This is a genomic window from Catellatospora aurea, from assembly GCF_042663325.1.
GTDB lineage: Bacteria > Actinomycetota > Actinomycetes > Mycobacteriales > Micromonosporaceae > Catellatospora > Catellatospora aurea.
On record NZ_JBHTAC010000010.1, the window covers coordinates 145965 to 168885 of the forward strand.

General features: G+C 72.4%; 18 protein-coding genes. 11 read left to right on the forward strand and 7 right to left on the reverse strand.

The window, feature by feature from the left end:
- The first annotated feature begins 7 nt into the window (after positions 1-7).
- Complete coding sequence (locus ACFQO7_RS12735) at positions 8-1192, forward strand: 5-(carboxyamino)imidazole ribonucleotide synthase (protein ID WP_376806553.1); 1185 nt, start codon at positions 8-10, stop codon at positions 1190-1192.
- A complete protein-coding gene (gene purE / locus ACFQO7_RS12740) occupies positions 1189-1695 on the forward strand; it encodes a 5-(carboxyamino)imidazole ribonucleotide mutase (RefSeq protein ID WP_203689520.1) in 507 nt (168 codons plus the stop codon). Before ACFQO7_RS12735 ends, purE begins: the two co-directional genes overlap by 4 nt.
- Positions 1696-1821: 126 nt before the next feature.
- On the opposite strand, the gene ACFQO7_RS12745 is transcribed toward purE, so the two are convergent.
- The gene (locus tag ACFQO7_RS12745) at positions 1822-6774 is read right to left on the reverse strand and encodes an SCO7613 C-terminal domain-containing membrane protein (protein WP_376806554.1); all 4953 of its coding nucleotides are present in this window, start codon (positions 6772-6774) and stop codon (positions 1822-1824) included.
- 257 nt (positions 6775-7031) lie between these two features.
- Positions 7032-8384 (reverse strand): UDP-glucose dehydrogenase family protein, encoded by a 1353-nt coding sequence (locus tag ACFQO7_RS12750; protein ID WP_376806592.1) that lies wholly within the window; start codon positions 8382-8384, stop codon positions 7032-7034.
- A gap of 244 nt (positions 8385-8628) precedes the next feature.
- On the opposite strand from ACFQO7_RS12750, the gene ACFQO7_RS12755 reads away from it, so the two are divergent.
- Positions 8629-9783 (forward strand): acyl-CoA dehydrogenase family protein, encoded by a 1155-nt coding sequence (locus ACFQO7_RS12755; protein ID WP_376806555.1) that lies wholly within the window; start codon positions 8629-8631, stop codon positions 9781-9783.
- A 26-nt stretch (positions 9784-9809) separates the two neighbouring features.
- Here the strand turns inward: ACFQO7_RS12755 and ACFQO7_RS12760 are convergent, their stop codons facing one another.
- The 3 genes from ACFQO7_RS12760 to ACFQO7_RS12770 all read right to left on the reverse strand — a co-directional run bounded on the left by ACFQO7_RS12760 (position 9810) and on the right by ACFQO7_RS12770 (position 13689).
- Positions 9810-10004: a hypothetical protein gene (locus tag ACFQO7_RS12760; RefSeq protein ID WP_376806556.1), complete on the reverse strand. Its 195-nt coding sequence runs from the start codon at positions 10002-10004 to the stop codon at positions 9810-9812.
- A 95-nt stretch (positions 10005-10099) separates the two neighbouring features.
- The gene (locus ACFQO7_RS12765; RefSeq protein ID WP_376806557.1) at positions 10100-10273 is read right to left on the reverse strand and encodes a hypothetical protein; all 174 of its coding nucleotides are present in this window, start codon (positions 10271-10273) and stop codon (positions 10100-10102) included.
- A gap of 158 nt (positions 10274-10431) precedes the next feature.
- On the reverse strand, positions 10432-13689 hold the full coding sequence (locus tag ACFQO7_RS12770; protein ID WP_376806558.1) for a S8 family peptidase: 3258 nt from the start codon (positions 13687-13689) through the stop codon (positions 10432-10434).
- Between the two features lie 145 nt (positions 13690-13834).
- On the opposite strand from ACFQO7_RS12770, the gene ACFQO7_RS12775 reads away from it, so the two are divergent.
- Both ACFQO7_RS12775 and ACFQO7_RS12780 read left to right on the forward strand, forming a co-directional pair.
- A complete protein-coding gene (locus ACFQO7_RS12775; RefSeq protein WP_376806559.1) occupies positions 13835-14371 on the forward strand; it encodes a SigE family RNA polymerase sigma factor in 537 nt (178 codons plus the stop codon).
- Positions 14364-15053, forward strand: coding sequence for a hypothetical protein (locus ACFQO7_RS12780; protein ID WP_376806560.1), 690 nt, complete (start codon positions 14364-14366; stop codon positions 15051-15053). Before ACFQO7_RS12775 ends, ACFQO7_RS12780 begins: the two co-directional genes overlap by 8 nt.
- A gap of 40 nt (positions 15054-15093) precedes the next feature.
- Here the strand turns inward: ACFQO7_RS12780 and ACFQO7_RS12785 are convergent, their stop codons facing one another.
- Positions 15094-15591 (reverse strand): MarR family winged helix-turn-helix transcriptional regulator, encoded by a 498-nt coding sequence (locus tag ACFQO7_RS12785; RefSeq protein ID WP_376806561.1) that lies wholly within the window; start codon positions 15589-15591, stop codon positions 15094-15096.
- 111 nt (positions 15592-15702) lie between these two features.
- On the opposite strand from ACFQO7_RS12785, the gene ACFQO7_RS12790 reads away from it, so the two are divergent.
- The 3 genes from ACFQO7_RS12790 (at position 15703) to ACFQO7_RS12800 (ending at position 18599) form a co-directional block, all read left to right on the forward strand.
- Positions 15703-16155: an SgcJ/EcaC family oxidoreductase gene (locus ACFQO7_RS12790; RefSeq protein ID WP_376806562.1), complete on the forward strand. Its 453-nt coding sequence runs from the start codon at positions 15703-15705 to the stop codon at positions 16153-16155.
- Positions 16156-16246: 91 nt separating this feature from the next.
- Positions 16247-16744 carry a YflT domain-containing protein gene (locus tag ACFQO7_RS12795; RefSeq protein WP_376806563.1) on the forward strand — a complete coding sequence of 166 codons (498 nt, stop codon included), beginning with the start codon at positions 16247-16249 and terminating at the stop codon, positions 16742-16744.
- A gap of 76 nt (positions 16745-16820) precedes the next feature.
- Positions 16821-18599, forward strand: coding sequence for a glycoside hydrolase family 35 protein (locus tag ACFQO7_RS12800; protein ID WP_376806564.1), 1779 nt, complete (start codon positions 16821-16823; stop codon positions 18597-18599).
- A gap of 96 nt (positions 18600-18695) precedes the next feature.
- Here ACFQO7_RS12800 and ACFQO7_RS12805 read toward each other — a convergent pair whose 3' ends face one another.
- Positions 18696-19286 carry a Dps family protein gene (locus tag ACFQO7_RS12805; RefSeq protein WP_376806565.1) on the reverse strand — a complete coding sequence of 197 codons (591 nt, stop codon included), beginning with the start codon at positions 19284-19286 and terminating at the stop codon, positions 18696-18698.
- 254 nt (positions 19287-19540) lie between these two features.
- On the opposite strand from ACFQO7_RS12805, the gene ACFQO7_RS12810 reads away from it, so the two are divergent.
- Genes ACFQO7_RS12810 through ACFQO7_RS12820 form a run of 3 tightly spaced genes read left to right on the forward strand, consistent with a single transcriptional unit; the run spans position 19541 to position 22855 of the window.
- On the forward strand, positions 19541-20314 hold the full coding sequence (locus ACFQO7_RS12810) for a VOC family protein (protein WP_376806566.1): 774 nt from the start codon (positions 19541-19543) through the stop codon (positions 20312-20314).
- A 42-nt stretch (positions 20315-20356) separates the two neighbouring features.
- A complete protein-coding gene (locus tag ACFQO7_RS12815; RefSeq protein WP_376806567.1) occupies positions 20357-21397 on the forward strand; it encodes a glycosyltransferase family 2 protein in 1041 nt (346 codons plus the stop codon).
- Between the two features lie 48 nt (positions 21398-21445).
- Complete coding sequence (locus ACFQO7_RS12820; RefSeq protein ID WP_376806568.1) at positions 21446-22855, forward strand: glycoside hydrolase family 18 protein; 1410 nt, start codon at positions 21446-21448, stop codon at positions 22853-22855.
- Positions 22856-22921: the final 66 nt, after the last annotated feature.

A 22921-nucleotide genomic window follows, 5' to 3' on the forward strand; every position in this document is an offset into this window, starting at 1 on the left:
CTTGCCGATGGACACTCGCACCGGCCTTCCCGTCGTCGGCATGATCGGCGGCGGCCAGCTCGCCCGTATGACCCACCAGGCGGCGATCGCCCTCGGCCAGTCCCTTCGGGTGCTGGCCAACGACGTCGACGAGTCCGCGGCCCTGGTCGCGGCCGACGTCCAGCTGGGCAGCCACACCGACCTGGACGCGCTGCGCACCTTCGCCAAGTCGTGCGACGTGGTCACCTTCGACCACGAGCACGTGCCCGGCGAGCACATCCGTGCCCTGGTCGCGGCGGGCCACAAGGTCTTCCCGGGGGCCGATGCGCTGCAGTACGCCCAGGACAAGCACCTGATGCGGCGCAAGCTGTCGGAGCTGGGCGCGCCCGTGCCGCGCTGGGCGCCGATCGCCTCGGCCGCGGAACTGGTCGAGTTCGGGCTGCCCGCGGTCGTGAAGACCGCCCGCGGCGGCTACGACGGCCGCGGTGTGTTCGTCGTCAACGACGTCGAGGAGATCATCGACCTGCTGGCCAGCGGGGCCGAGCTGATCGTCGAGGAGAAGGTCGAGCTGCGCCGCGAACTCGCCGTGCAGGTCGCCCGCTCGCCGTACGGGCAGGTCGCGGTGTACCCGGTGGTCGAGACCGTGCAGCGCGACGGCATCTGCGTCGAGGTGCTCGCCCCCGCCCCGGACCTGCCCGAGGACGTGGCGGTCGGGGCCCAGGAGCTGGCCATCCGCCTCGCCAACGAGCTGGGCGTGGTCGGCCTGCTGGCGGTGGAACTGTTCGAGGTCGCCGGAGGCGGGCCTCGAACAGGGGGGCAGAGTGAGACTCCGTCGGGGCTCGTGGTGAACGAGCTGGCCATGCGGCCGCACAACTCCGGGCACTGGACCATCGAGGGTGCGCGGACCTCCCAGTTCGAGCAGCACCTGCGGGCGGTCCTCGACTACCCGATGGGCGACACTTCGCTCGCCGCGCCCGTGGTCGTCATGGCCAATGTGCTGGGCGGGCCCGACGGTGGCCTGTCGATCGACGAGCGGCTGCACCACCTGATGGCCGCCGAGCCGGGCGTGAAGGTCCACCTGTACGGCAAGCAGACCCGCCCCGGCCGCAAGATCGGGCACGTCACCGCCCTCGGCGACGACCTCGCCGACTGCCGCGCCCGCGCCGCCCGCGCCGGCCACTGGCTCACCTACGGAAAGGCCCTCGAAGCATGAGCGAGCAGACTCCCGCGCCGCAAGTCGGGATCATCATGGGGTCCGACTCGGACTGGCCCGTGATGAAGCCCGCCGCCGAGGCGCTGGCGGAGTTCGGGGTGAGCTACGAGGTGCGGGTGGTTTCCGCGCACCGTACGCCGCAGCTCATGATCGATTATGGGCAGACCGCGGCGGATCGCGGCATCAAGGTCATCATCGCGGGCGCCGGCGGCGCGGCGCACCTGCCCGGCATGGTCGCCAGCGTGACCCCGCTGCCTGTGGTCGGGGTGCCGGTGCCGCTGAAGTACCTCGACGGCATGGACTCGCTGATGTCCATCGTGCAGATGCCCGCGGGCATCCCCGTCGCCACGGTCTCCATCGCGGGTGGCCGCAACGCGGGCCTGCTCGCGGCCCGCATCCTCGGCGCGCACGACGCCACCCTGCGCGCCAAGCTCACCGACTACGCGCACAGCCTCACCGAACTCGTCGCCCAGAAGGACGCCGCCCTCCAGGCGACCCTCTGACTCGCCCTGCCCAGCCCACCTGGCGCAACTCTTAAAGAGTCGCGGTCTCCGGTGGCCTCGATGGCGCAACTCTTAAAGAGTTGCGCCATCGAGGCCGGCCGTCGGGGCGGTCGCGGGGTGGGCGGGTCAGCGGAGTTGTTTGTAGCGGTCGGTGGCGCGGCGGCGGCGTTCGGAGTTGGCGCCGAGGACGATGAGGACGATGCCGCCGACCAGGACGCCCAGCCAGGTCGTGCCGACCAGGGTGAGGGCGTGCAGGGCGGCGATGACGGTGACCGCCGCGCCGATCGCCACCGGGGCCTGCTGGCCGTAGCGGGAGCCGATCACGAGGGTCAGGATCGCCGCGACGAGCAGCCCGACCTCGCGGATCGGGTTGGTGTCGGTGACCAGCACGACCACGACGGTGGGCCCGAAGCCCGCGATCAGCGCCGGCCCGTACGCCGCCCAGCTGCCCAGCTGCGGGCGCTGCCGTAGCTCCAGCAGGCCGACCGCCAGCGCGAGCACCGCGAACGGCATGGTGTACGCCTCCGGCAGCGCGATGTCGGCGCTGCGCATGATGAGCCACCACGCGGCGATCTCGCTGGCCGCGGCGGCCCACCACAGGATCCGGCGCTGGGTCGGCGGCCGACCCGCTCGGGTGGCCGCGATGCCGAGCACCGCCCCCCAGCCGACGAGCAGCGCCGCGACCTGCGACGGCGCGCGCACGGCCAGGGCCAGGGCGATCACCCCGGCGGTGTAGCCGGCCCACTCGACCGCGCTGGCCTCGCGTACCGCCTCCGGGCGGGTGAACCGCGGGTGCAGCGCCGCGCCGACGATGAGGATCGCCCCGACGCCCAGCACGCCGAACGCCGCCCATTCCGGCTTGGCGCCGACCCGCAGGCTGACGGTCAGCACGAACAGCTGCGCGGCCAGTGCCGCACCGAGCCAGCCCAGGATGCGGGCGCGCTGGCTCTTGCCGCCCAGCGCCGCGACGGCTCCGACGGCGACCGCGCCGCCGAAGGTGAAGATGGTCAGCCCCGGGGTGGCCAGCGCACCGGCCAGGCCCGCGCCGCCCGCGATGAGGCCCAGCAGCAGCACCGCGACCAGCCCGGCCCGGACGGGCCGGTCGACGTCGTCACCGGACGGCGGCTCGGTGAGCGCGACGCTGAGCATGCAGACCGTGAACACGCCCAGCCCGGCCAGCACGCTCGCGGGCCAGGCCAGGCCGAGGCCGGCGGGGGCGATCAGCAGCGTCACCGCCGCGCCGGGGACCACGACGGACACGGCCCGAGTGGGCCCCCCGCCGAAGCCGACGGCGGCGATGCCCGCGGCGACGGTGAGCAGCACCGCGGTCAGCACCGCGGCGACGTCCGTGGTGACCGTGCCGGTCGCGGGCGGCCCCTGCCAGATCGCGTTCAGGCTGTCGTACGGGCGGACCAGCGCGGCGTGCAGCGCGGGCGCGAGCGAGGTGAGGGCGATGAACGCCGGTGCGGCGGCCGCGGCGGCGGCCATGGCGCCCGGGTACGACGGGAAGCGCCGGCTGCGCTCGATCAGCTCCTGGCGGGTGTCGAACCCGACGCGCCAGCGCTGCGGCCCCTCCTTCGGCACCCGGCGCGGCATCGGCACGGCCACCCGTTCGGGGGTGAGGCCGAGCTGGTCGCGGGTGGTGGTGCGGAGCAGTTCGGCGAGCACCACGAGCAGGGCCGCGGCGGCGGCGTACACCCCGGCGGGATGTCCGTTGGCCAGCGCGAGCAGGGCTATCAGCGTGCCGGAGATCGCCACGCCGACGGTGCCCCAGCCCAGGTAGGGCGCGGCGGGACGGCGGGCGGCGGCCAGCGCCGCGAGCCCGATGCTGACCCCGCCGAGCGCCGCGGTCAGCAGCACCTCGGGTTCTTTGCCGGCGCTCGCGGCGAACGCGGCCAGCGCCGCGGGACCGGCCAGCAGCACGGCGAGCACGCCCGCGCCGCCGAGCACGTCCAGGTGTGCCGGCGGCTGGGCGTCGGCCTGGCGGGCCTGGTCGGTCATCAGCGCGGCCAGCAGCACGAGCGCCGCGCCGACGAGGGCGATCATGCCGAGCGCCGCGGCGGTGGTCCACGGGCGCACCAGGCTGGCCCCGAGCGCGTGCAGCGCCACCGCGGTGGCCACGGCCAGACGGGTGTACCCGGCGCGCGCGTCCTGCGCCACGGCCGCCGCCAGGGCGTACCCGGTGGCGATGGTCAGGCCCAGCACGATCGGGGACCACCAGGGCCAGCCCAGGGCGGCGGGGGTGCCGACGGTGGCCAGGATCGCGGCGATCGCGGCGGCCTGGTGGCTGCGCGGCGGCGGCAGCACGACGGCCGCGGCGATCGCGAGCACCACCAGCGCGGCGGGTGCCTGCCAGCCGAACTCCACCCCGCCGCCGACCGGGGCCAGGTTGGCCGCCCACAGGTCGCCGGGCCGGGCGAGCGCCTTGATCCCGCCTGCCAGTGCCGGGTAACCCGCGATGAGCACGAGGATGCCGCCGGCCATGGCACTGCCCGCGACGGGCCCTCGGCGTTGCTCCTCCGGGAGCAGGCGGACCGCGACCCCGACCGCGAACACCAGCAGCGCCGACAGCACCAGCCAGTACGTCGGGGCGATCAGGTGCGCCACTCGGGCCAGGGCGGCGATCAGCGCGGTGGTGACCGCCGCGGCGGCGAAGTCCGCGCCGTCCAGGGCGCGGTCGGCCCGGCGGCCGGAGTCGATGTACGGGGCCAGCGCCAGCAGGATCGCCGCGACCAGCAACAGCGCGCCCAACCCGGCGTCGAGCACGCCCGCGCCCGCGGTGCCGAACGACGCCCCGGCCACGACCAGCGCGCCCAGCCCCGCACCCAGCGCGAGCGGGGTGCCCAAGCGGCGGTGCGCGACCAGACGCGCCGCGACCACGCCCAGGGTGGCCGCACAGGCGAGGAACGCCGAGGCGAGCGCGACCTGCTCCCCGGCCGCGGGGAACAGGGTGAGCACACTGGTGCCGACGGCGAGCGGCGCGGCGAACGCGGCCGCACCGGCCGCGGCGTCGCCGAGCAGCCCGGTGGCCGGGGGCACGGGCAGCGCCCGCTGCGCCGCCGCGAGCAGCACCCCCGCCAGCGTGAACGCCACCATCAGCCCCGCCGTGGACCAGGTGTGCGCCAGCGCGACCCCGACCGCGGTCGCGCCGACCAGGAACGAGGCGATCAGGTGCGTGCGGGCCGCGCGCGGGGTGGCCGCGGCCCAGGGCGCGCCCTCGGCGGCGCCGATACCCGCGACGCCGATCCCGGCGGCCAGCAGCGCGATCGCCCCGGCGGCCAGCAGCCACTGGGTGGCGACCCAGCCCAGCCCCAGCGAGGCGGGCGCGGCCAGTGCGGTGAGCGCCGCGCCCGCGACGACGGTCTCGTGCCGCCAGGCGGCCGGCAACGCCAGCGCCGCCGCGATCGTCAGCAGCGCGATCGTGGCGACCAGCGGCCAACCCGGATGGCCGGACCGCTGCGCGATCTCGGCGGTGAACCCGGTCACGTCGGCGCTGCCGAACGGCCACGCCGCGGCGACCGGCGCGAGCGCGGCCCGCAGCGCGCTGCCCGCGGTGAACAGGCCGATTACGACCAGGGCGAGGGTGGAGGCAAGCTGCGGGCCACGCCGGGTCGGCTCCGGGATGGCCCGCACGCCCAGGCCGGTGATCGCGACGGCGGCGGCGATGACCAGCAGTGCCCGGTCGGGCAGGGCGACCACGGCGACCCGCGCCGCCGAGCCGATGACGGCCAGCACCATGGCCCCGGCGGCGAGTTCGTTCAGCGGTGCCCGGCGCAGCATCAACGCGCCGACCAGCGCCACACCGACCGCCAGCAGCAGCGTGCCGGAGGCGCGCAGCACCGACGGCACCGTGTCGGCGGTGAGCAGGGCGGCCACGGCGTACACGGTGGCGGCGGCGATGGCCAGCCCGTGCAGCACCCAGGCCAGCTCGCGCAGCCAGAACGCGGAGCGCCGACTCGCCGTGGCGGCCGTCTCGGGCCGACGCATGAACGTCGCGACGCTCTCGGGAAGCCCGGCGGTCTTCGCCGACGCGGGGCGGGCGGGGGCGTTGGCCAGTTCGACGGCGCGGGCGATCACGGCGTTCTGCGCGGCGACCACGGTCAGCACCACGGCCCAGCCGGCCGGGCCGTGGATCAGGTCGTACACCAGCAGCGGCAGCACCGGCTGGATCGCGATCACCACGGCGTAGCGCGGGATGGTCAGGCCGGTGGCCCGGTGGTAGAAGTACGAGATCCCGGCCGTCGCGGCGAAGACCAGCCCGGCCACGACGGCCAGCGAGGTGTCGATCAGGCTCAGCTGCGCCAGCAGGTAGCCGTCGACGGGCAGCAGCGCCAGGCCGACCGCGGCCAGCGCCTCCGCGGTCGCGGACAGGCCGCCCCGGACCAGGCTCGGCGCGATGCCGAGCAGCGCGACGGTGGCCACCGCGAGCACGGTGAGCCGGATGCCGGGGGCGACGTTGCTGAGCGCGACCGCACCGAACACCACCGCGGCGATGCCGAGCAGCAGCGAGCCCAGCGCGAGCATGATGTTCTGCACCGAGCGCGCGGACGCCTCCGGCGGCGGCTCGGCCATCGACTCAGGCAGCGGCGCGACCCGCGGCCCGCTGCCCCGCGCCGAGTCGGTGGGCCGACCCGAGCCTGGTGGCCGGGCCGCGTCACCGGGCCGACCCGTGCCGGCGCCACGAGGGGCGGTAGGGGCCTGGCGGGGCACCGTGGCGTCGTCCCCTGCCGCGGGGCCGGCCGCCGCCGGATCCGCCGACTCGGCGGGCGGCACGGCGGGATCCTTCGCGCCGGGCGGGCGGGGAATCCAGCGGCGCTGCTTGGGGGCGGCCTTCTTCTGCCGCTGCGCCTCGGCGTGGGCGAGGATGTCGCGCTGGTACAGCGCCGCCTGCAGCTTGCCGCTCAGCTTCTTGCGCTCGCCGGACAGGCGCAGGTCCTCGGCGTTCATGTCGGCGATGGCCTTGTTGAGCCGGGCCACCTCGGCAGCGAGCTGCTCCGGGGTGTTGCCGCAGTGCGGGCAGCGCACCGACGGATCCCGTTCCCGGCCACACATCGAGCACGTGCTGGTGGCCGCAGCCATGGCTACCTCCGACTCCAGGCACGTCACCGGCCGCTGGTGGGGAGTCCTCGGCGGTCCGCCGTCCAGGCGGGCCGTCGGGACGAGCCACTAGCGGAGACGACGCGGCGTATGGATCCACTCAGCAGCAGCATGCCTAATAGGAGTGACCTTTGAAAAGCCCCATTTCAGTCAGCAAGTGGATCGCGGGGACACGCCGCACCCCACGTAAACGAAAGGGCCCGTCCGCGCGGTGCGGACGGGCCCTTTCGTTTAGTGCGTCAGACCGTCGGGCGGCCCAGTGCGCGCAGCGTCCAGCCCGCGGACTTCCAGGCGGTCGCGTCGAGGCAGTTGCGGCCGTCGACGATCAGCTTGTTCGCGGCGACCTCGCCGAGGGCCACCGGGTCGGCGTTGCGGAACTCGGCCCACTCGGTGAGCACGCAGACCAGGTCGGCGTCGGTGACGGCCTCGACCATCGACTTGGCGTACTCGACCTCGGGCAGCGCCCGCTTCGCGTTCTCCATGCCCTGCGGGTCGTACACGTGCACCGAGGCGCCGGCGCGGGACAGCATGCCCGCCACGGCGAGCGCGGGCGCGTCGCGTACGTCGTCGGAGTTGGGCTTGAAGGTCGCGCCGAGCACGGCGATGCGCGCGCCGGACAGGTCCGGGCCGGCCGGGCCGAACTTGCGGCCGAGCAGGCCGGCGGCCAGGTTCAGCACCCGCTGGCGGCGGCGCAGGTTGATCAGGTCGACCTCGTGCAGGAAGCGCAGCGCCTCACCGGCGCCCAGCTCCTGGGCACGGGCCTGGAACGCGCGGATGTCCTTGGGCAGGCAGCCGCCGCCGAAGCCGACACCCGACTGCAGGAAGCGGTTGCCGATGCGCGGGTCGTAGCCGAGCGCGCGGGCCAGCTGCGTGATGTCGCCGCCGGCGACCTCGCAGACCTCGGCCATCGCGTTGATGAAGGAGATCTTGGTGGCCAGGAACGAGTTCGCGGCGACCTTGACCAGCTCGGCGGTGGCGAAGTCGGTGGAGACCACCGGCACCTCGCGGTCCTCGGTGGCGGCCAGGTCGAAGACGCCCTTGTGGGCGGCGTGCAGCAGTGAGTTCGACCACTCGGTCTTCGTCGCCACCACGATGCGGTTGGGCCGCATGACGTCGTCGACGGCGAAGCCCTCCTGCAGGAACTCGGGGCTCCAGGCGACCTCGACGGCCAGCTCCGGGCGGGCGTGCTTGGCGACCAGCTGCTCGACCCACTCGGCGGTGCCCACCGGCACGGTGGACTTGCCGACGATCAGGGCCTTGCGGCTCAGGTGCTGGGCCAGGTTGCTGACCGACGCCTCGACGTAGGTCAGGTCGGCGCCCAGGCCGCTGGCGCGCTGCGGGGTGCCCACGCAGATGAAGTGGACGTCACCGAAGTCGGCGGTCTCCTGGTACGACGTGGTGAAGCGCAGCCGGCCCGCGGCCAGGTTGCGGCGCAGCATCTCGTCGAGACCGGGCTCGTGGAAGGGCACCTCGCCCTTGCCCAGCTTCTCGATCTTGTCGACGTCCACGTCGAAGCCGATGACCTCGTAGCCGAGTTCGGCGTAGCAGATGGCGTAGGTGGCTCCCAGGTAACCGGTGCCGATGAAGGTCAGTCGGGGCCGGGCGGCGCCTGACGGCGGGGTCACCGGGGCAGGCTGGCTCGCGTACGGGAGCGTCACGCTTCGTCTCCTTGATCCGCAAGGGGGGTGGGGTATCAGGTTTGAGCAGTTGAAGAGCCTACGCCCTCGACCACCCCAAAGAAAGTTTACCGGCAGGCGCTGGACGACCTTGGCTGATCGAGCGTTAAGCTACCGACCGGTACGCCCCATCTGCTAGCCGGTTCTGAGGAGGTCTCGGGTGTTCACGCTGTACCAGCTCTCCGAGGAGCACGTGGCGATCCGCGAAGCCGTGCGTGAGGTGTGCGACGCCAAGGTCGCCCCGAACGCGGCCGTTGCGGACGAAACGAGCGAGTTCCCGCAGGCCAGCTTCGATGCGCTGCGCGCCTCGGACTTCCACGCCCCGCACATCCCCGAGGAGTACGGCGGCGCGGGCGCGGACGCGCTCGCCACCGCGATCGTCATCGAGGAGGTCGCCCGCGCGTGCGCCTCGTCCTCGCTCATCCCGGCCGTGAACAAACTGGGCACGATGCCGGTGCTGCTGGCCGGGTCCGCCGAGCTCAAGCAGCGTTACCTGCCCAAGGTCGCCTCCGGCGAGGGCATGTTCTCGTACTGCCTCTCCGAGCCCGAAGCGGGCAGCGACGCGGCTGCCATGACAACCCGGGCAGTTCGTGACGAAGATCACTATATTCTCAACGGCGTGAAGCGCTGGATCACCAACGCCGGCGTCAGCGAGTACTACACCGTCTTCGCCGTCACCGAGCCCGGCATCGGCGCCAAGGGCATCTCCGCGTTCGTCGTCGAGAAGTCCGACCCGGGCGTGAGCTTCGGCGCGCCGGAGAAGAAGCTCGGCATCAAGGGCTCGCCCACCCGCGAGGTGTACCTCGACAACGTGCGCATCCCCGCCGACCGGATGATCGGCGAGCCCGGAACCGGCTTCGCCACCGCCATGCGCACGCTCGACCACACCCGCGTCACCATCGCCGCGCAGGCGCTCGGCATCGCGCAGGGCGCGCTGGACGCGGCCCTGGACTACGTCAAGGAGCGCCGCCAGTTCGGCAAGCCGATCGCGGACTTCCAGGGCGTGCAGTTCATGCTCGCCGACATGGGCATGAAGCTCACCGCGGCCCGCGAGCTGACCTACTCCGCCGCGGCCCGCTCCGAGCGCGGCGACGCCGACCTGACCTACTTCGGCGCGGCCGCCAAGTGCTTCGCCTCCGACGTGGCCATGGCGATCACCACCGACGCGGTCCAGCTGCTCGGCGGCTACGGCTACACCAAGGACTTCCCGCTGGAGCGCATGATGCGCGACGCCAAGATCACCCAGATCTACGAGGGCACCAACCAGGTCCAGCGCATCGTCATGGCCCGCCAGCTCCTCAAGGGAGTCATCTGACCCCGTCCCTCTCCTGCGGAGCTCGATCAGATGGTGAGGGTCCAGCTGTCGATGTAGCCGGTGTCGCCGACGCCCGCGTCCTGGCCGTTTGCGGCGGTGCAAGCTGCCAGGGCCCCTGCCGACGCCGCTGTTGCCGGCGTGCCGCTCACCGCCAGGACGGTCGCCGCCGCGAGCAGCGCGACGCCGAGCCGCCGCCGGACCGGTGCCAGTGCAGTACCCACCGTTCCTCCTCGTTTCCGTGGCCTCCGTGCGCCAGGTCGTTGCCGGAAAGAGAGCCGTGCGGCGCGATCCGGACGTCGGATTGCCGACGGCTTCGTCAGGGCCGCGATACCTGGGACGGGCCGGGTTGTTCTGGGACCTCGGCGCAAAGGTCGGCGCGGCTGACATTGACCAGGTGTTCGGCCCCGGCCTCGACTTCTGCGCGGTCGGCCTGATCGGGGAAGAACTCGGTGAGGAAGCCGTCCCGGTCGTAGCCATAGGTGCTGCTCATCCAGCTCATCCTCCTCGGAGGGGCGCGGTATCGATCCTCCGATCGAGGACCGATGGCGAAGCTACCGGCTTGCCAGTACTGCTGCGTACGGACACGTTGTTGGGTTGCGGACACGGACAGGGCCCGACGGATGACCGTCGGGCCCTGTCCGTTGTGCGTCAGGCGATGCGGTACGCGCGCACGATCGTCTGTGTCACCGTGTTGCCCGCCTGGTCGGTGGCCTTCACGCGCAGCGACACGAAGCCGGGCCGCTTCGGGTGGCTGACGAACGCCGTTCCCCAGAGCACGCGCTGCTTGACCCACGTCCGGCCGTCGTCGAACGACGCCTCGACGCCGAGCTCGCGGCAGGACGCGGACGCCGTGGCCAGATGCCGGTCCAGCACCACCGGGACGGCCAGGATGCGGCCCGCTCGCGCGGTGTTGGTGTCGTCGAGCGCCGGCACGAGCCGGGCTGTGGTCAGCGGGAACCGCTCCGGCGCGGAGGTGTGCGCCGAGGTGAAGGTCCAGACGACCGTGACCGAGGTGGACAGGGTGTCCGGCGCGCCGCGGGTGACGGTCGCCTCCAGCCGGTACGCGGCCTTCGCGGCGGGCACCACGAACTCGGCGTACGAGCCCTCGGCGGTGCCGATCTCCTTGCCGTTGCGCGACAGCCGCATCTTCACCTGCAGGTCGTCACGCCCGACCGGCCGGCCGTCCGCGTCGGCGAACATGGCCGGCTGGACCGTGATCACGTCACCGTCCCGGCCCGCGTAGCCCGTCGCCGACCACTCCGGCGCCCCGAGCACCGTCGGCCCGTACGGCCCCGCGTTCCAGTTCTGGGTGTACGCCTTGCCCGGCTCGTAGATCGACTCCTGGGTGGTGGAGTTCGGGCCCTCGACGAACGTCGTCGTCCAGATCAGCCCGCCGTCGGTGTTGTAGTACTCGGTGGCGCGGAACGGCAGGTCGATCGCGGTGTTGGAGCCGATCGGCCCGGGTCCGCCGATGGCGGCCGCGCGGTGGAAGCGCACCGCGGTGGCCGTCGCCGACTGGCTGTGGTAGACCGCCTTGACGGTGGCCAGGTTGGCCGGGGACAGCTTCCTGGCGAGGCCGGTGAACATGTCACCCTTGCGCACGTACGCGAGGTCGTACGTGTACGGGCTGTTGCGGAAGGTCCCGTCCTTGCCGGGACGGGCGAGCCCGATACCGAGCGTCACGGCGAATTCGGGTGCCGCGACGGCGGGCCCGATCCGGCCGAAGAACACATCCGGGAACGACGTCCCGTTGAGCTGCACGCCGGGGTAGCGCAGGCCGTCGTCCCAGTTGGCGCTGATGTTGATCGCCGTCGGGGCGGCGTCGCGCTGCGGCACGGTCAGCGCGACCGGCTTTGCGGTACGCGCGTCGAGCGCCTCGGTGACCGGACCGCGCACGTCCAGCAGGGGCTGCACGAGCAGCGTGGACACGCTGCCGTCGTGGATGGTGCTGTACAGCGCGTATCGGCCCTTGGGCAGCCGCATGGTGCCGCCGCCCGCCACCGAGGACAGGGTGGTGAACTCGCCGGTGGCCAGGTTCGCCGCCACGGTCTCGTAGTCCGTGGCCGGCTTGCCGTCCCGCCCGGTGTGGGGCAACTGGACGTCGTAGCTCTCGATCTCCCGGTTGAGCGCGAACGGGACGCGTACCCGCAGGTCCCCGGCCCCGGTCGCGGTGACGGTGCCCTGATAGACGCCGTCGGGCGCGTCGACGCGGGTGTCCACGGTGACCGTCGCCGAAGCGCGGCCGCCCGCGGGCACGACCAGGGTGGCCGGGCTGACGGTCAGCATGCCCGCGGGGGCGGGAGCGACCGACAGCGACAGCGTGACCGGCGCGGGGCTCGTGTTGCGATACCAGATGACCTGGTTGAACGGCGTGTCGTCGGCGTGCGGCCAGCGCTGGACCGGGAAGTCGATGGAGCCGACCTCGGCGGCGACCGGCTGCGCGACGGCGCGGCCGATGTCGAGCCGTCCCGCGCCGACCTCGTACAGGCTGTCCTCGCCGCCGGGCTTGGTGGCGTTCATCAGCGCGGCCTTGAGCTGCGGGCCGGCCCAGTCCGGGTGCTGCCCGGCGAGGATCGCCGCCGAGCCCGCGACGTGCGGGGTCGCCATCGAGGTGCCCGCCATGGGCTGGTAGCCGCCGCCGGGGGCGGCCGCGACGATGTCGACGCCGGGCGCGCTGAGGTCGGGCTTGATGTGGTTGTCGCCGAGGCGGGGGCCCCGGCTGGAGAAGTACGCCCGCTGGTCGTCGGCGTCGACCGCGCCGACGGAGAGCGCCTCGTCCACGGTGGACGGTGACGAGATCGACTTCGGCTTGCCCTCGTTGCCCGCGGCGACGACGAACAGGGTGCCGTACCGCCGGCTCAGGTCCTGGACCGCGGTCTCCAGCGGGTCGAGGCCGGGCCGGTCGGTGTCGCCGAGGCTCAGGTTGACCACCTTCGCCTGCGCCGCGGCCCACTCCATGCCCGCGATGACGTCGGAGTCCTGGCAGAAGTCGGTGGCGCAGACCTTGCCGACGACCAGTTTCGCGCCGGGCGCGACGCCCCGGTACGTCCCGCCGGAGGCGGCCCCGGTGCCCGCGATGGTCGAGGCGACGTGGGTGCCGTGCCCGACGTTGTCGGTCGGGTCGTCGCCGCCGGTGAAGTCCCGGACCGCGGCGAGCTGCCCGGCGAAGTCGGGGTGGGCGGCGTCGATGCCGGTGTCGAGCACACCGACCGTGACACCCGTACCGTCGAATCCGGCCTGCCAGGCCGACGGCGCGCCGATCTGACGCACGCTGCGGTCGAGCGAGATCCGGCGCTTGCCGTCCAGCCAGATGCTCGTGACCCCGGCCGTGAGCGTGCGCCGCGAGGCGGTGCCGCGGGTCAGCGACGACCAGAGGTCTGCCCGGTCGTTCCGGCTCGCCCGCACGGCGAGCACGTCGGCGGCGGGCAGGTCCGCCCGCACCCGCGCGGCACCGTCGACGACGGCCGCCCGCGCCCGCGCGGACGCGTCCTGCGGGTAGGCGACCAGCAGCGGCAGCTCGGCGGCCCGGTCGTCGTAGCCGAACCCGCCGAGCGCGGTCAGGTCGAACAGCCGCCGGTCGAGCCGTCCGTCGCGCAGCAGCGGCATCGCGTCGGCCGGCACGACGTGCCGGTGGCCGTCCTCGTGGCTGCTCACGAACCGCATGCCGGTGCGGCCCGGCCCGCGCTCGATGCCCACGGCGCCGTCCGTGTGCAGGGTGACCCGGTCCCCGGTGATGAGCGTGAAGACGGCCGGGGCGGCGCTCCCGGCCGTCGGACGCTGCGCCGCGGGCGGGGCCGTCGGGCCCACCGCGGTCACCGCGTTCGCGGGTTGAGCCGTCAGTGCCGCCGCGACCAGCGCGGTCGCGAGCGCCCCGGCTGTCAGTGCGTGTCGTTGCCGTCGTCGCACATCGTCCTCTCCGCCGCCGGGTGTCTCCCGGGACCGCACGATGACGTCCGGTCCCGGTGGCCGGTTGACCGGCCGGGCGTGACGGTGCTCACAAAGCGGGCCCTGGGCGGGCGTTCGGCAATCCGGCCGAGGTTCCATTCGGCTGGTGACCGCGGAACGAAGCTTCGGGGGCACGGGCCGGCCGAGTGACGCCGAGGACTTCGACGCCTTCTACGCCGCCTGTGCGGGACGGGTGGTGGGTCACGTCTACACGCTGACCGGCAACCGCACCGAGGCGGAGGACGCGGTCGCCGAGGCGTTCACCCGGGCCTGGCAGCACTGGCCCGAGGTCCGGGACGCGGACAGCCCGGAGGCGTGGGTGCGCCGGGTCGCCACCCGGATCGCGGTGAGCAGCTGGCGCAAGGCCTTCAACCGGGTGCGCGCCCACCGCAGGGCGGCCGTCGACCACAGCGTGCCCGGCCTCACCGAGGACCACGTCGCGCTGCTGCAGGCGCTGCAGCGGCTGGGCGTCAACGAGCGCCGGGCCGTGGTGCTGCACCATCTGAACGATCTCAGCGTCGCCGACGTGGCCGCGGAGATGGGCAAGCCGGTCGGGACCGTCAAGACCTACCTGGCGCGTGGCCGCAGGGCCATGGCCGGGCTGCTGGACGAGGCGCACCAGGAGGAGGCCTCCCATGGCTGAGCTGCACGACGACCTCACCGGGATCGCCGAGGGGGCCCAGCGGGCCGCGAAACTCCCCGCTGCCCGGATGCTGCGGGAGCGCGCCGACCGTCGCCGCCGCCGCCGTTCGGCGGTCACCGGCGCGGGGCTGGTCGTGCTCGCCGTGGCCGCCGCCACGGCCCTGCTGCAGGCGCGCGAGAGTGCCGAGCCGCCGGTGGCCGGTGCGCCGTCGTCGGCTGCCCCGTCCGTGACCACTTCGGTGGGACCGCAGGAGATCCTCGGCGGCCGTCGGCAGGTCATGATCGTCGTGCCCGGTATGCACGATGCCGTGCTGGCGATCGGCCCGGACGACGACCGGGTGCGCGCCACCACCGAGCAGGGTGTCGACGACAGAGCGCGCTGGGTGCTGCGCCCCGAGGGGGACCGGTACCGGATCGAGCTGGCCGCGCCGCAGGCCGGTGGCCGCCTCTGCATGACCGTCGTGCACGACGCCGCGCCGGGCAGCGTGCGCGGCCGGGCGTGCGATCCCGCCGCGCAGACGCAGTTGTTCAAGATCGAGCAGGTCGCCGACGGGACCTGGTCGCTGTTCCAGGGCCGGCGCTACGTCCAGGTCGTCGACGGCACCAATGCCCTGGTCCCCGACCTGCCCGAGAACCTCACCACCACGTACGAGTTCGCGGACCGCGGCCCGGCGGCCGGGTGAACGGCACGGACCTGCCGCGTCCCGGCTTCGTGTGGGTGCCTCAGGGCTTCGGGCCGGCCGGGCGGGTGCGGCCCGCGGTGCCGGCGCGGACCTCGCGGGTGGCCGCCAGCAGCGCGTCTGCGGCCCGCCCGAAGTAGTCGAACAGCACGGCCAGCTCCTCCGGCCGGTATCCCTGGAACACCTCGCCGAGACGTTGCCGGGCCGGGCCGACGATGGTGTCCACGTCGAGCTTGGGCACCGGTTCGACCAGCACCCGCCGCCGGTCGGCGGGGTCGGCGACGCGGCGCACGTGCCCGGCCCGCTCCAGCCGGTCGATGAGCCGGGTGGTCGCGCCCGTGGTGAGGCCGGTGCGCTCGGCCAGCTCGCCCGAGGTCAGCCGGCCGGCGAGGTTGAGCGTGCTCAGCGCGGCCCAGTCGGTCGGGTGCATGCCCGCCGCGTCGGCCGCGGCCTGGGCGTGCGCGGTCATCGCGTCGAGGTAGCGCCGGAACGTCTCGTGCGCTCCCGGCGGCATTCCGGTGGGCGGTGTGGCGGCGGACATGGCGTGACGGCTCCCTCTGCGCTAATCTCTGCATGAGTGCAGATATTGCATAGATGCAACTTCTGCATATCCGGAGACCATGCTAGGCCCCGGCCGACCAGGGAGGAACACGTGAACCACCCCGACCGCACCGCCGATCTGGCGGCGATCGAGCAGTTGCTGGCCTCGATCGCGCACGCCTGGGAGAACGCCGACGCCGACGCGTACGGCCGCGCCTTCACCGCCGACGCCAGCTACGTGACCTTCGTCGGCACCGTGTACCGGGGGCGGGAGGACATCACCGAGAGCCACCGTGCCCTGTTCCAGGCGTTCACCAAGGGCACCCGGCTGTCCGGGGAGACGATCTCCACCACGTTCCTCGGCTCGGACACCGCCGTGGTGGTCGGCCGCGGCGACACCTACAAAGGGGACCGCCGCCCCGCGCCGACGAAGATCCAGACCTACACGCTGGTACGCGAACCCGACGGCTGGCGGGTCGCCGCCTTCCACAACACCCGCCGCCGCTCGCTGATGGAGGCTATGCAGTTCCGCTTCGCCCCCGGCACCCGGCCGGCCGTCCGCTGAGGGCGAAACGTCCAGGGCGGACGGTGACGGTTGACGAGGCCGCACGACGGGTACCCGCCTGGCAACGTCAGCCGTGCAGAGGAAGGTTCCCATGACACAGACCGAATGGGCCGCGGACAGCCGCGCCGCGGGGCAGGTCGTCGTCGCGACCTACGACACCTACGCCGAGGCGGAGCGGGCCGTCGACCACCTGTCGGACAACGGGTTCCCGGTCGAGCGCACCGCGATCGCCGGCCGCGGGCTCAGTCTGGTCGAGCAGGTCACCGGGCGGATGACGATGTGGCGCGCGGCGGCGAACGGCGCGGTCAGCGGAGCCCTGCTGGGCATGCTGTTCGCCTGGCTCTTCGGCTTCTTCAACTGGGTCACGCCGCTGATCTCGCTGCTGCTGCTCGTGCTGTACGGCGCGGGGTTCGGCGCGGTCGCGGGCGGCCTGTTCGGCCTGGCCGGGCACGCGCTCACCGGTGGCCGCCGCGACTTCTCCTCGGTGTCGGCGATGCAGGCCGACCGCTACCAGATCCTGGTCGACGCGGCCGCCGCCGACGAGGCGATCCGCCTGCTCGACAGGATCGCTGCGGAAACCGATTACTGAGTAAACTGCCAAGCTATTTGATGTTCTATGACCGATACTGGTGAAAACGCTTTCCCTTGGTCTAGACTCCCCGGCCATGCCAGTCTTCAGTGTCACGCCGGACGCCGTCGAGCTCGATGGAAAGCCGTTCCAGGTGCTCTCCGGGGCGATCCACTACTTCCGGGTGCTGCCCGAGCAGTGGGGCGACCGGCTGCGCAAGCTGCGCGCGATGGGTCTGAACACGATCGAGACCTACGTGCCGTGGAACCTGCACGAGCCCCGGCCGGGCGAGTTCGACTTCGGCGGCCGGATCGACCTGGGGCGCTTCCTGGCCGAGGCGGCTGAGGCGGGGCTGTACGCCATCGTGCGGCCGGGGCCGTACATCTGCGCGGAGTGGGACAACGGGGGGCTGCCCGCCTGGCTGCGGGCCGCCGAGGAGATCCCATTGCGCTGCCACGACCCGCGGTTCCTGGAGCCGGTCGACCGGTTCTTCGACCGGCTCGTCCCGCACCTGGTCGAGCACCAGGTGACCCGGGGCGGCAACGTGCTGATGGTGCAGGTCGAGAACGAGTACGGCTCGTACGGCTCGGACCGGCGCTACCTGCGCCACCTCGCCGACGGTCTGCGCGCCCGGGGCATCGAGGTGCCGCTGTTCACCTCCGACGGCCCGACCGACCTGATGGTCACCGGCGGCACCCTCGACGACGTCTACGCCACCGCCAACTTCGGCAGCCGCCCGGCGGAGCGTCTCGCCGAGATGGCCGCGCTGCGCCGCTGGCCGTCCTTCTGCATGGAGTACTGGAACGGCTGGTTCGACCACCACGGCAAGGACCACCACGTGCGGCCCGCGGCGGAGGCGGCGGCCACGCTGGCCGAGATGGTGGACGCGGGCGCGTCGGTCAACCTCTACATGGCCCACGGCGGCACCAATTTCGGCTTCCTGGCCGGGGCCAACGCGGTCGGCGAGCACCTCGACGACGTGTACCTGCCCGACGTGACGTCCTACGACTACGACGCCCCGCTGAGCGAGCACGGGGCGCTGACACCGAAGTACTGGGCGTTCCGGGAGGTGCTCGGGCGCGGGGTGGAGTTGCCCGATCCGCCGTCGGAGCAGCCCAAGACGCTGCCTGCGGGCCGGGTCGAGCTGACCGAACGCATTTCGCTGCTGGACTGCCTGGACGTGCTGTCCACCGGCACCGTGCACAGCGCCGTCCCGAAGACGCTGGAGGAACTCGGCCAGGCGTACGGGCTGGCCGTCTACCGCACCCGCGTCCCCGGGCCGCGGACCGGCTATCAGCTGCGCGTCAAGGGCCTGCACGACCGGGCGCTGGTGCTGGTCGACGGCTCGCCCGCCGGCGTGCTCGACCGCAACGGACCCGTCGCGCTGCCGCTGGAGATCGCCGACGACGCGGCGGCGGTGACGCTCGTCGTCGAGGCGATGGGCCGGGTCAACTACGGCCCGCTGGTGGGCGAGCGCAAGGGCCTTGTCGGCGGGGTCTTCCACGGCCAGCAGCTCGTGCACGGGTACGAGATCGACCCGGTGCCGCTCGACGACCTGTCGGTGCTGCCGTGGGGCCGCGAGACCGGCGCGGCCGGGCCGGTGTTCCACCGCGGAGTGCTGCACGTCGACGAGGTGCGCGACGCGTTCCTCGCGCTGCCCGGCTGGCACAAGGGCTACGTCTGGGTCAACGGCTTCAACCTGGGCCGCTACTGGGAGCGCGGTCCGCAGGTCACCCTGTACGTCCCCTGGCCGCTGCTGCGCGAGGGCGACAACGAGATCATCGTCCTGGAACTCGACGCCGAGCCCGCGCACCCCGTCATCGAGGTGCGCGAGCAACCCGACCTGGGCCCCGCGACCACCTACATCGCGACCTGACCCGCCGCATGATCGCCGGACTTGCCAGGCACCTGTGCATATCTTGAGCACTTATTCGCCCATGTGCCTGGCAAGTCGAGCGATCTTGGAAGGCGGTCAGGATTCCACGAGCGGGGTGTCCACCAGGTGCTCGGCGAGGAACCAGGCCTGCAGTTCGCCGGTGCGGATGACGTCCGAGACGAGCAGGTCGTTGGTGCCGTCGTCGCCCATCTCGTCGGCGCGTTTCGCGGCGTCGTGCGCGGCGATCAGGATCGCCTCGTGCGCCTCCAGCAGGCGGGAGATCATCGCGGGCACCTCCTCGACGCCGTCCGGCGGGCGCGGGATGACGGTGATCTCCGCGACGTGGCGCGGGTCGCCGATCGCCACGCCGCCCAGGGTCTGCACCCGCTCGGCGATCGTGTCGATGAGTTCCAGCTGCTCGCCCGCGTGCTTGTCGAGTAGCAGGTGCAGCTGGTAGAACGTCGGGCCGCGCATCAGCCAGTGGTGCTTCTTGTAGAGGCTGTAGAGGATCTGCGAGTCGGCGAGGCACTGGTTGAGCCGTTCGCACGAGTACATCCGGGCGTCGTGGGACAGGCCCACCGGGAGCTGGCGTACGGTGCCGAACTCCTGGATCTGCATTCCCTTCTGATGCAGCATGGGCTGGCTGCCGCGGGTCGCGGCGGACTTGGCGGGCGACTTGGTGGGCATCGGAGTTCCTCTCGTTCCGGCCGCGCCGGCAGTTGCGGGCACAGGCTCATGACCAGCAAAGATGCCGCCCCGATGGGTGCGCGGCACGCCGTGGCCAGTCTTTCAGGAGCGGCCTCGGGTGGGCTGCCGGTTGCCGAAGTCCACCGCCGCTGCCTTGATCTGTAACCACTGGGCCCGGCACCAAACCTGTGCGCTTCGGGCGGAATTTCGGCGATGCCGGGGTCTTCCCGCGCGCGCGGAGTAAGGATGTCGGCATGGCGGCAACCTATGAGCAGGGCACCCCGAGCTGGGTCGATCTGGGCAGCACGGACGTCGAGGGCTCGGTGGCCTTCTACGGGCGGCTGTTCGGCTGGACCGACGAAGACCTCGGCCCCGACGCCGGCGGTTACCGGATGTTCCGCAAGGACGGCAAGCAGGTCGCCGGGCTCGGCCCCGCCACCGACGTGGCCCGGGGCAGCGCGTGGACCACCTACTTCGCCGCGAACGACGCCGAGGACATCATGGCGAAGGTCGCCGAGCACGGCGGCACCGTCGTCGTGCCGCCGATGGACGTGATGGGCCAGGGGCGGATGGCGGTCTTCACCGACCCCGAGGGCGCGTTCTTCTCCGTGTGGCAGCCGTTGGCGTTCGCCGGGTTCGAGCTGGCGAACGAGCCGGGCAGCGTCACCTGGAACGAGCTGATGACCTCCGACGTCGACGCCGCCAAGGTGTTCTACCGGGAGGTCTTCGGGGTGGGCATGCGCGACGTGTCGATGGCCGAGGGCATGACGTACACACTGCTGGAGGCCGAAGGGCGGCCGGTGGCGGGCGCGCTGCCGATCGACGCCGCGTGGGGCCCGATGCCGTCGCACTGGTCGGTCTACTTCGCCGTCGACGACTGCGACGCGGCTTACGCCAAAGCCCTGGAACTGGGCGCGACCAAGGTCATGCCGCCCGAGGACTCGGCCGCCGGGCGGTTCGCCATCCTCAAGGACCCGCAGGGCGCGACCTTCTCGGTGATCAGAAACAACCCGGATTTCTCCATCTGAGAACGCGCGGGGTCAAGGCACTTCGATGGCTATCGTGTCCGCATGGCCGTGCCGAGACTGTCCGTCGTCATCCCGATGTACAACGAGGAGGCGGTCCTGCCCCTGCTCGTGAGCCGGTTGCGGCCGGTGCTCGACGGGCTGGGCCAGACCTACGAAGTCGTCGCCGTCGATGACGGCAGCCGCGACGCCACGGCCGCCATCGTGACCCTGATCCGGGCGAAGTGGCCCGAGCTGCGGCTGGTCCGGCTGCGCCGCAACAGCGGACACCAGGCCGCGCTCACGGCCGGCCTGCACCGCTCGCATGGCGACTACGTGGTCACCATCGACGCCGACCTGCAGGACCCGCCCGAGACCATCACCGAGATGCTGCACCTCGCGCAGTCGCAGGAGCTGGACATCGTCTACGGCGTGCGCGGCGACCGGGCCAGCGACACCCTGTTCAAACGCGGCACGGCGAACCTCTACTACCGGCTGATGCGCCGCATCGTCGGCAACCGGATGCCGCTCGGCGCGGGTGACTTCCGGCTGCTCAGCCGGGCCATGGTGGACGCGCTGCGCGAGCTGCCCGAGCAGGCGCCGGTCTATCGCCTGCTGGTGCCGTGGCTGGGTTTCCCCAGCGGGCAGGTGGTCTACACCAGGGAGAAGCGGGCGGCGGGCAGCAGCAAGTACCCGCTCGGCAAGATGGTCAACCTGACCGTCGACAGCATCATCAGCTTCACCGCGGCCCCGCTGCGGCTGGGCATCTGGCTGGGCGTGTTCGGCGCGCTGGCCTGTGTCGTCGCCGCGGCGAAGGTGCTCGTGGCGTACTTCCAGGGCACGGTCGTGCCCGGTTGGACCTCCCTCTCCCTGGTGGTGCTGTTCCTCGGCGCCTGCCAGCTCATCTGCCTCGGCCTGCTGGGGGAGTACGTGGGCCGGATCTACCAGGGCGTCCAGGCCCGGCCGGCGTACTTCGTCGGCGAGGACTCGCTGGCCGAAGCCGAGAGCCGGGCCCGTACGCGTCAGCGGCGGCCGCTGGAGGAACCCGACGAGGAGTCGGATCCCTTGCCGCACTTAGGAAATCTAACTGTTAGGTCTCTTGACTGAAACGCGCTCCCGCGTGAAAGTTCGCATTGACGAACGATGGGAGTGCATATGCTCAGAACTCTGCTCCGCCCGGGCATCGCCGGGGCGGTCGCCCTGGCCCTGGGCGCCGGCTTCCTGGCCGCGCCGGCCTCCGCCGGCGGCGCACCCAAGCCGGACGCGCCGAAGAAGGTGATCTCCGCCTACTTCACCAACTGGTCCGTCTACGGGCGGGGTTACTTCGTCAAGGACATCCCCGCCGACAAGCTGAACGTCATCCAGTACGCCTTCGGTGTGCCGACGTTCAACCAGGCCACCGGAGCCGTCGGCTGCGACGTGCTCGACCCGTGGGCCGACTACCAGCAGGTCTACTGGGGGCCGGAGAACACCGTGGACGGTGTCGCCGACACCTACCCGGGCCAGAACGTCTACGGCAACTTCAACCAGCTGCGCAAGCTCAAGGCCGCCAACCCGCACCTGAAGATCGAGATCTCGCTCGGCGGCTGGACGAAGTCGACCTGGTTCTCCAGCGTCGCGAAGACCCCCGAGCGCCGCCAGGCGTTCGTCACGGCCTGCATCGACACGTTCATCAAGGGCAACCTGCCGACCGGCGGCTGGCCCGAGGACGCGGGCGGCATCGGCGTCGCGAAGGGCATCTTCGACGGCATCGACCTGGACTGGGAGTACCCGACGGCCAAGGCCGACAGCAACGTCGACTACGGCCCGGAGGACCGGCACAACGCGACGCTGCTGGCCAAGGAGTTCCGCCGCCAGCTCGACCTGCAGGGCAAGGCCGACGGCAAGCACTACCTGCTGACCGCGGCGCTGCCCGCGGCAAAGAGCTCCACCAAGTACTACGAGCTGCGCGAGTTCTCGAAGTACATGGACTGGGTCAACATCATGACCTACGACTACAACGTGCCCGGCGGCTCCGTGGCGGGCCCGAGCACCCTGTTCACCCGGGACCCGCGCGACCCGAACGCCGACGACTGGACCTGGAACACCGTCGGCACGGTGGGCTACTACCTCGCCCAGGGGGTGCCCGCCAACAAGATCGTCGTCGGCGTGCCCTTCTACGGCGTGCAGTACATCCGCAACGCCGACGGGCTCTACCAGGCGTTCGACAACACCGGCATGAACCCCGACTCGCTGGTCTGGGACTCCAAGCCGCAGCCGTCGTACCACGACCTGGTCGACGTGTCGGGCGTCCTGAGCCCCTCGGGCACCGCGAGCAACGGCTGGACCCGCAAGTGGAACCCCTTCGCGGGGGAGCCGTACCTGTGGAACCCGGCGGCGGACCACGTGCTCGCCACCGGCACCGTCACCGCGCCGACCACGATCGTGTACACCGATCCGAAGTCGCTCGCCGAGCGCACCGCGCTGATCAAGCTGCTCGGCCTGCGCGGCGCGATGGCCTGGGAGCTCAGCCAGGACTCCGACGACAACGCGCTCATCAACGCGCTGAACCCGGTCCTGAAGTAGCGCACCTCGTGGCCGGCGCCCTGCGGCGGGGACGCCGGCCACGCCCGCAAGATCGTCGGATTTGCC

Excerpts from the sequence above, each read along its gene's own strand:
- ACFQO7_RS12735 (WP_376806553.1), top strand. The coding sequence starts at position 8 with ATGGACACTCGCACCGGCCTTCCCGTCGTCGGCATGATCGGCGGCGGC.
- purE (WP_203689520.1), top strand. The coding sequence starts at position 1,189 with ATGAGCGAGCAGACTCCCGCGCCGCAAGTCGGGATCATCATGGGGTCC.
- ACFQO7_RS12745 (WP_376806554.1), bottom strand. The coding sequence starts at position 6,774 with ATGGCTGCGGCCACCAGCACGTGCTCGATGTGTGGCCGGGAACGGGAT.
- ACFQO7_RS12765 (WP_376806557.1), bottom strand. The coding sequence starts at position 10,273 with ATGAGCAGCACCTATGGCTACGACCGGGACGGCTTCCTCACCGAGTTC.
- ACFQO7_RS12780 (WP_376806560.1), top strand. The coding sequence starts at position 14,364 with ATGGCTGAGCTGCACGACGACCTCACCGGGATCGCCGAGGGGGCCCAG.
- ACFQO7_RS12785 (WP_376806561.1), bottom strand. The coding sequence starts at position 15,591 with ATGTCCGCCGCCACACCGCCCACCGGAATGCCGCCGGGAGCGCACGAG.
- ACFQO7_RS12795 (WP_376806563.1), top strand. The coding sequence starts at position 16,247 with ATGACACAGACCGAATGGGCCGCGGACAGCCGCGCCGCGGGGCAGGTC.
- ACFQO7_RS12800 (WP_376806564.1), top strand. The coding sequence starts at position 16,821 with ATGCCAGTCTTCAGTGTCACGCCGGACGCCGTCGAGCTCGATGGAAAG.
- ACFQO7_RS12805 (WP_376806565.1), bottom strand. The coding sequence starts at position 19,286 with ATGCCCACCAAGTCGCCCGCCAAGTCCGCCGCGACCCGCGGCAGCCAG.
- ACFQO7_RS12810 (WP_376806566.1), top strand. The coding sequence starts at position 19,541 with ATGGCGGCAACCTATGAGCAGGGCACCCCGAGCTGGGTCGATCTGGGC.
- ACFQO7_RS12815 (WP_376806567.1), top strand. The coding sequence starts at position 20,357 with ATGGCCGTGCCGAGACTGTCCGTCGTCATCCCGATGTACAACGAGGAG.
- ACFQO7_RS12820 (WP_376806568.1), top strand. The coding sequence starts at position 21,446 with ATGCTCAGAACTCTGCTCCGCCCGGGCATCGCCGGGGCGGTCGCCCTG.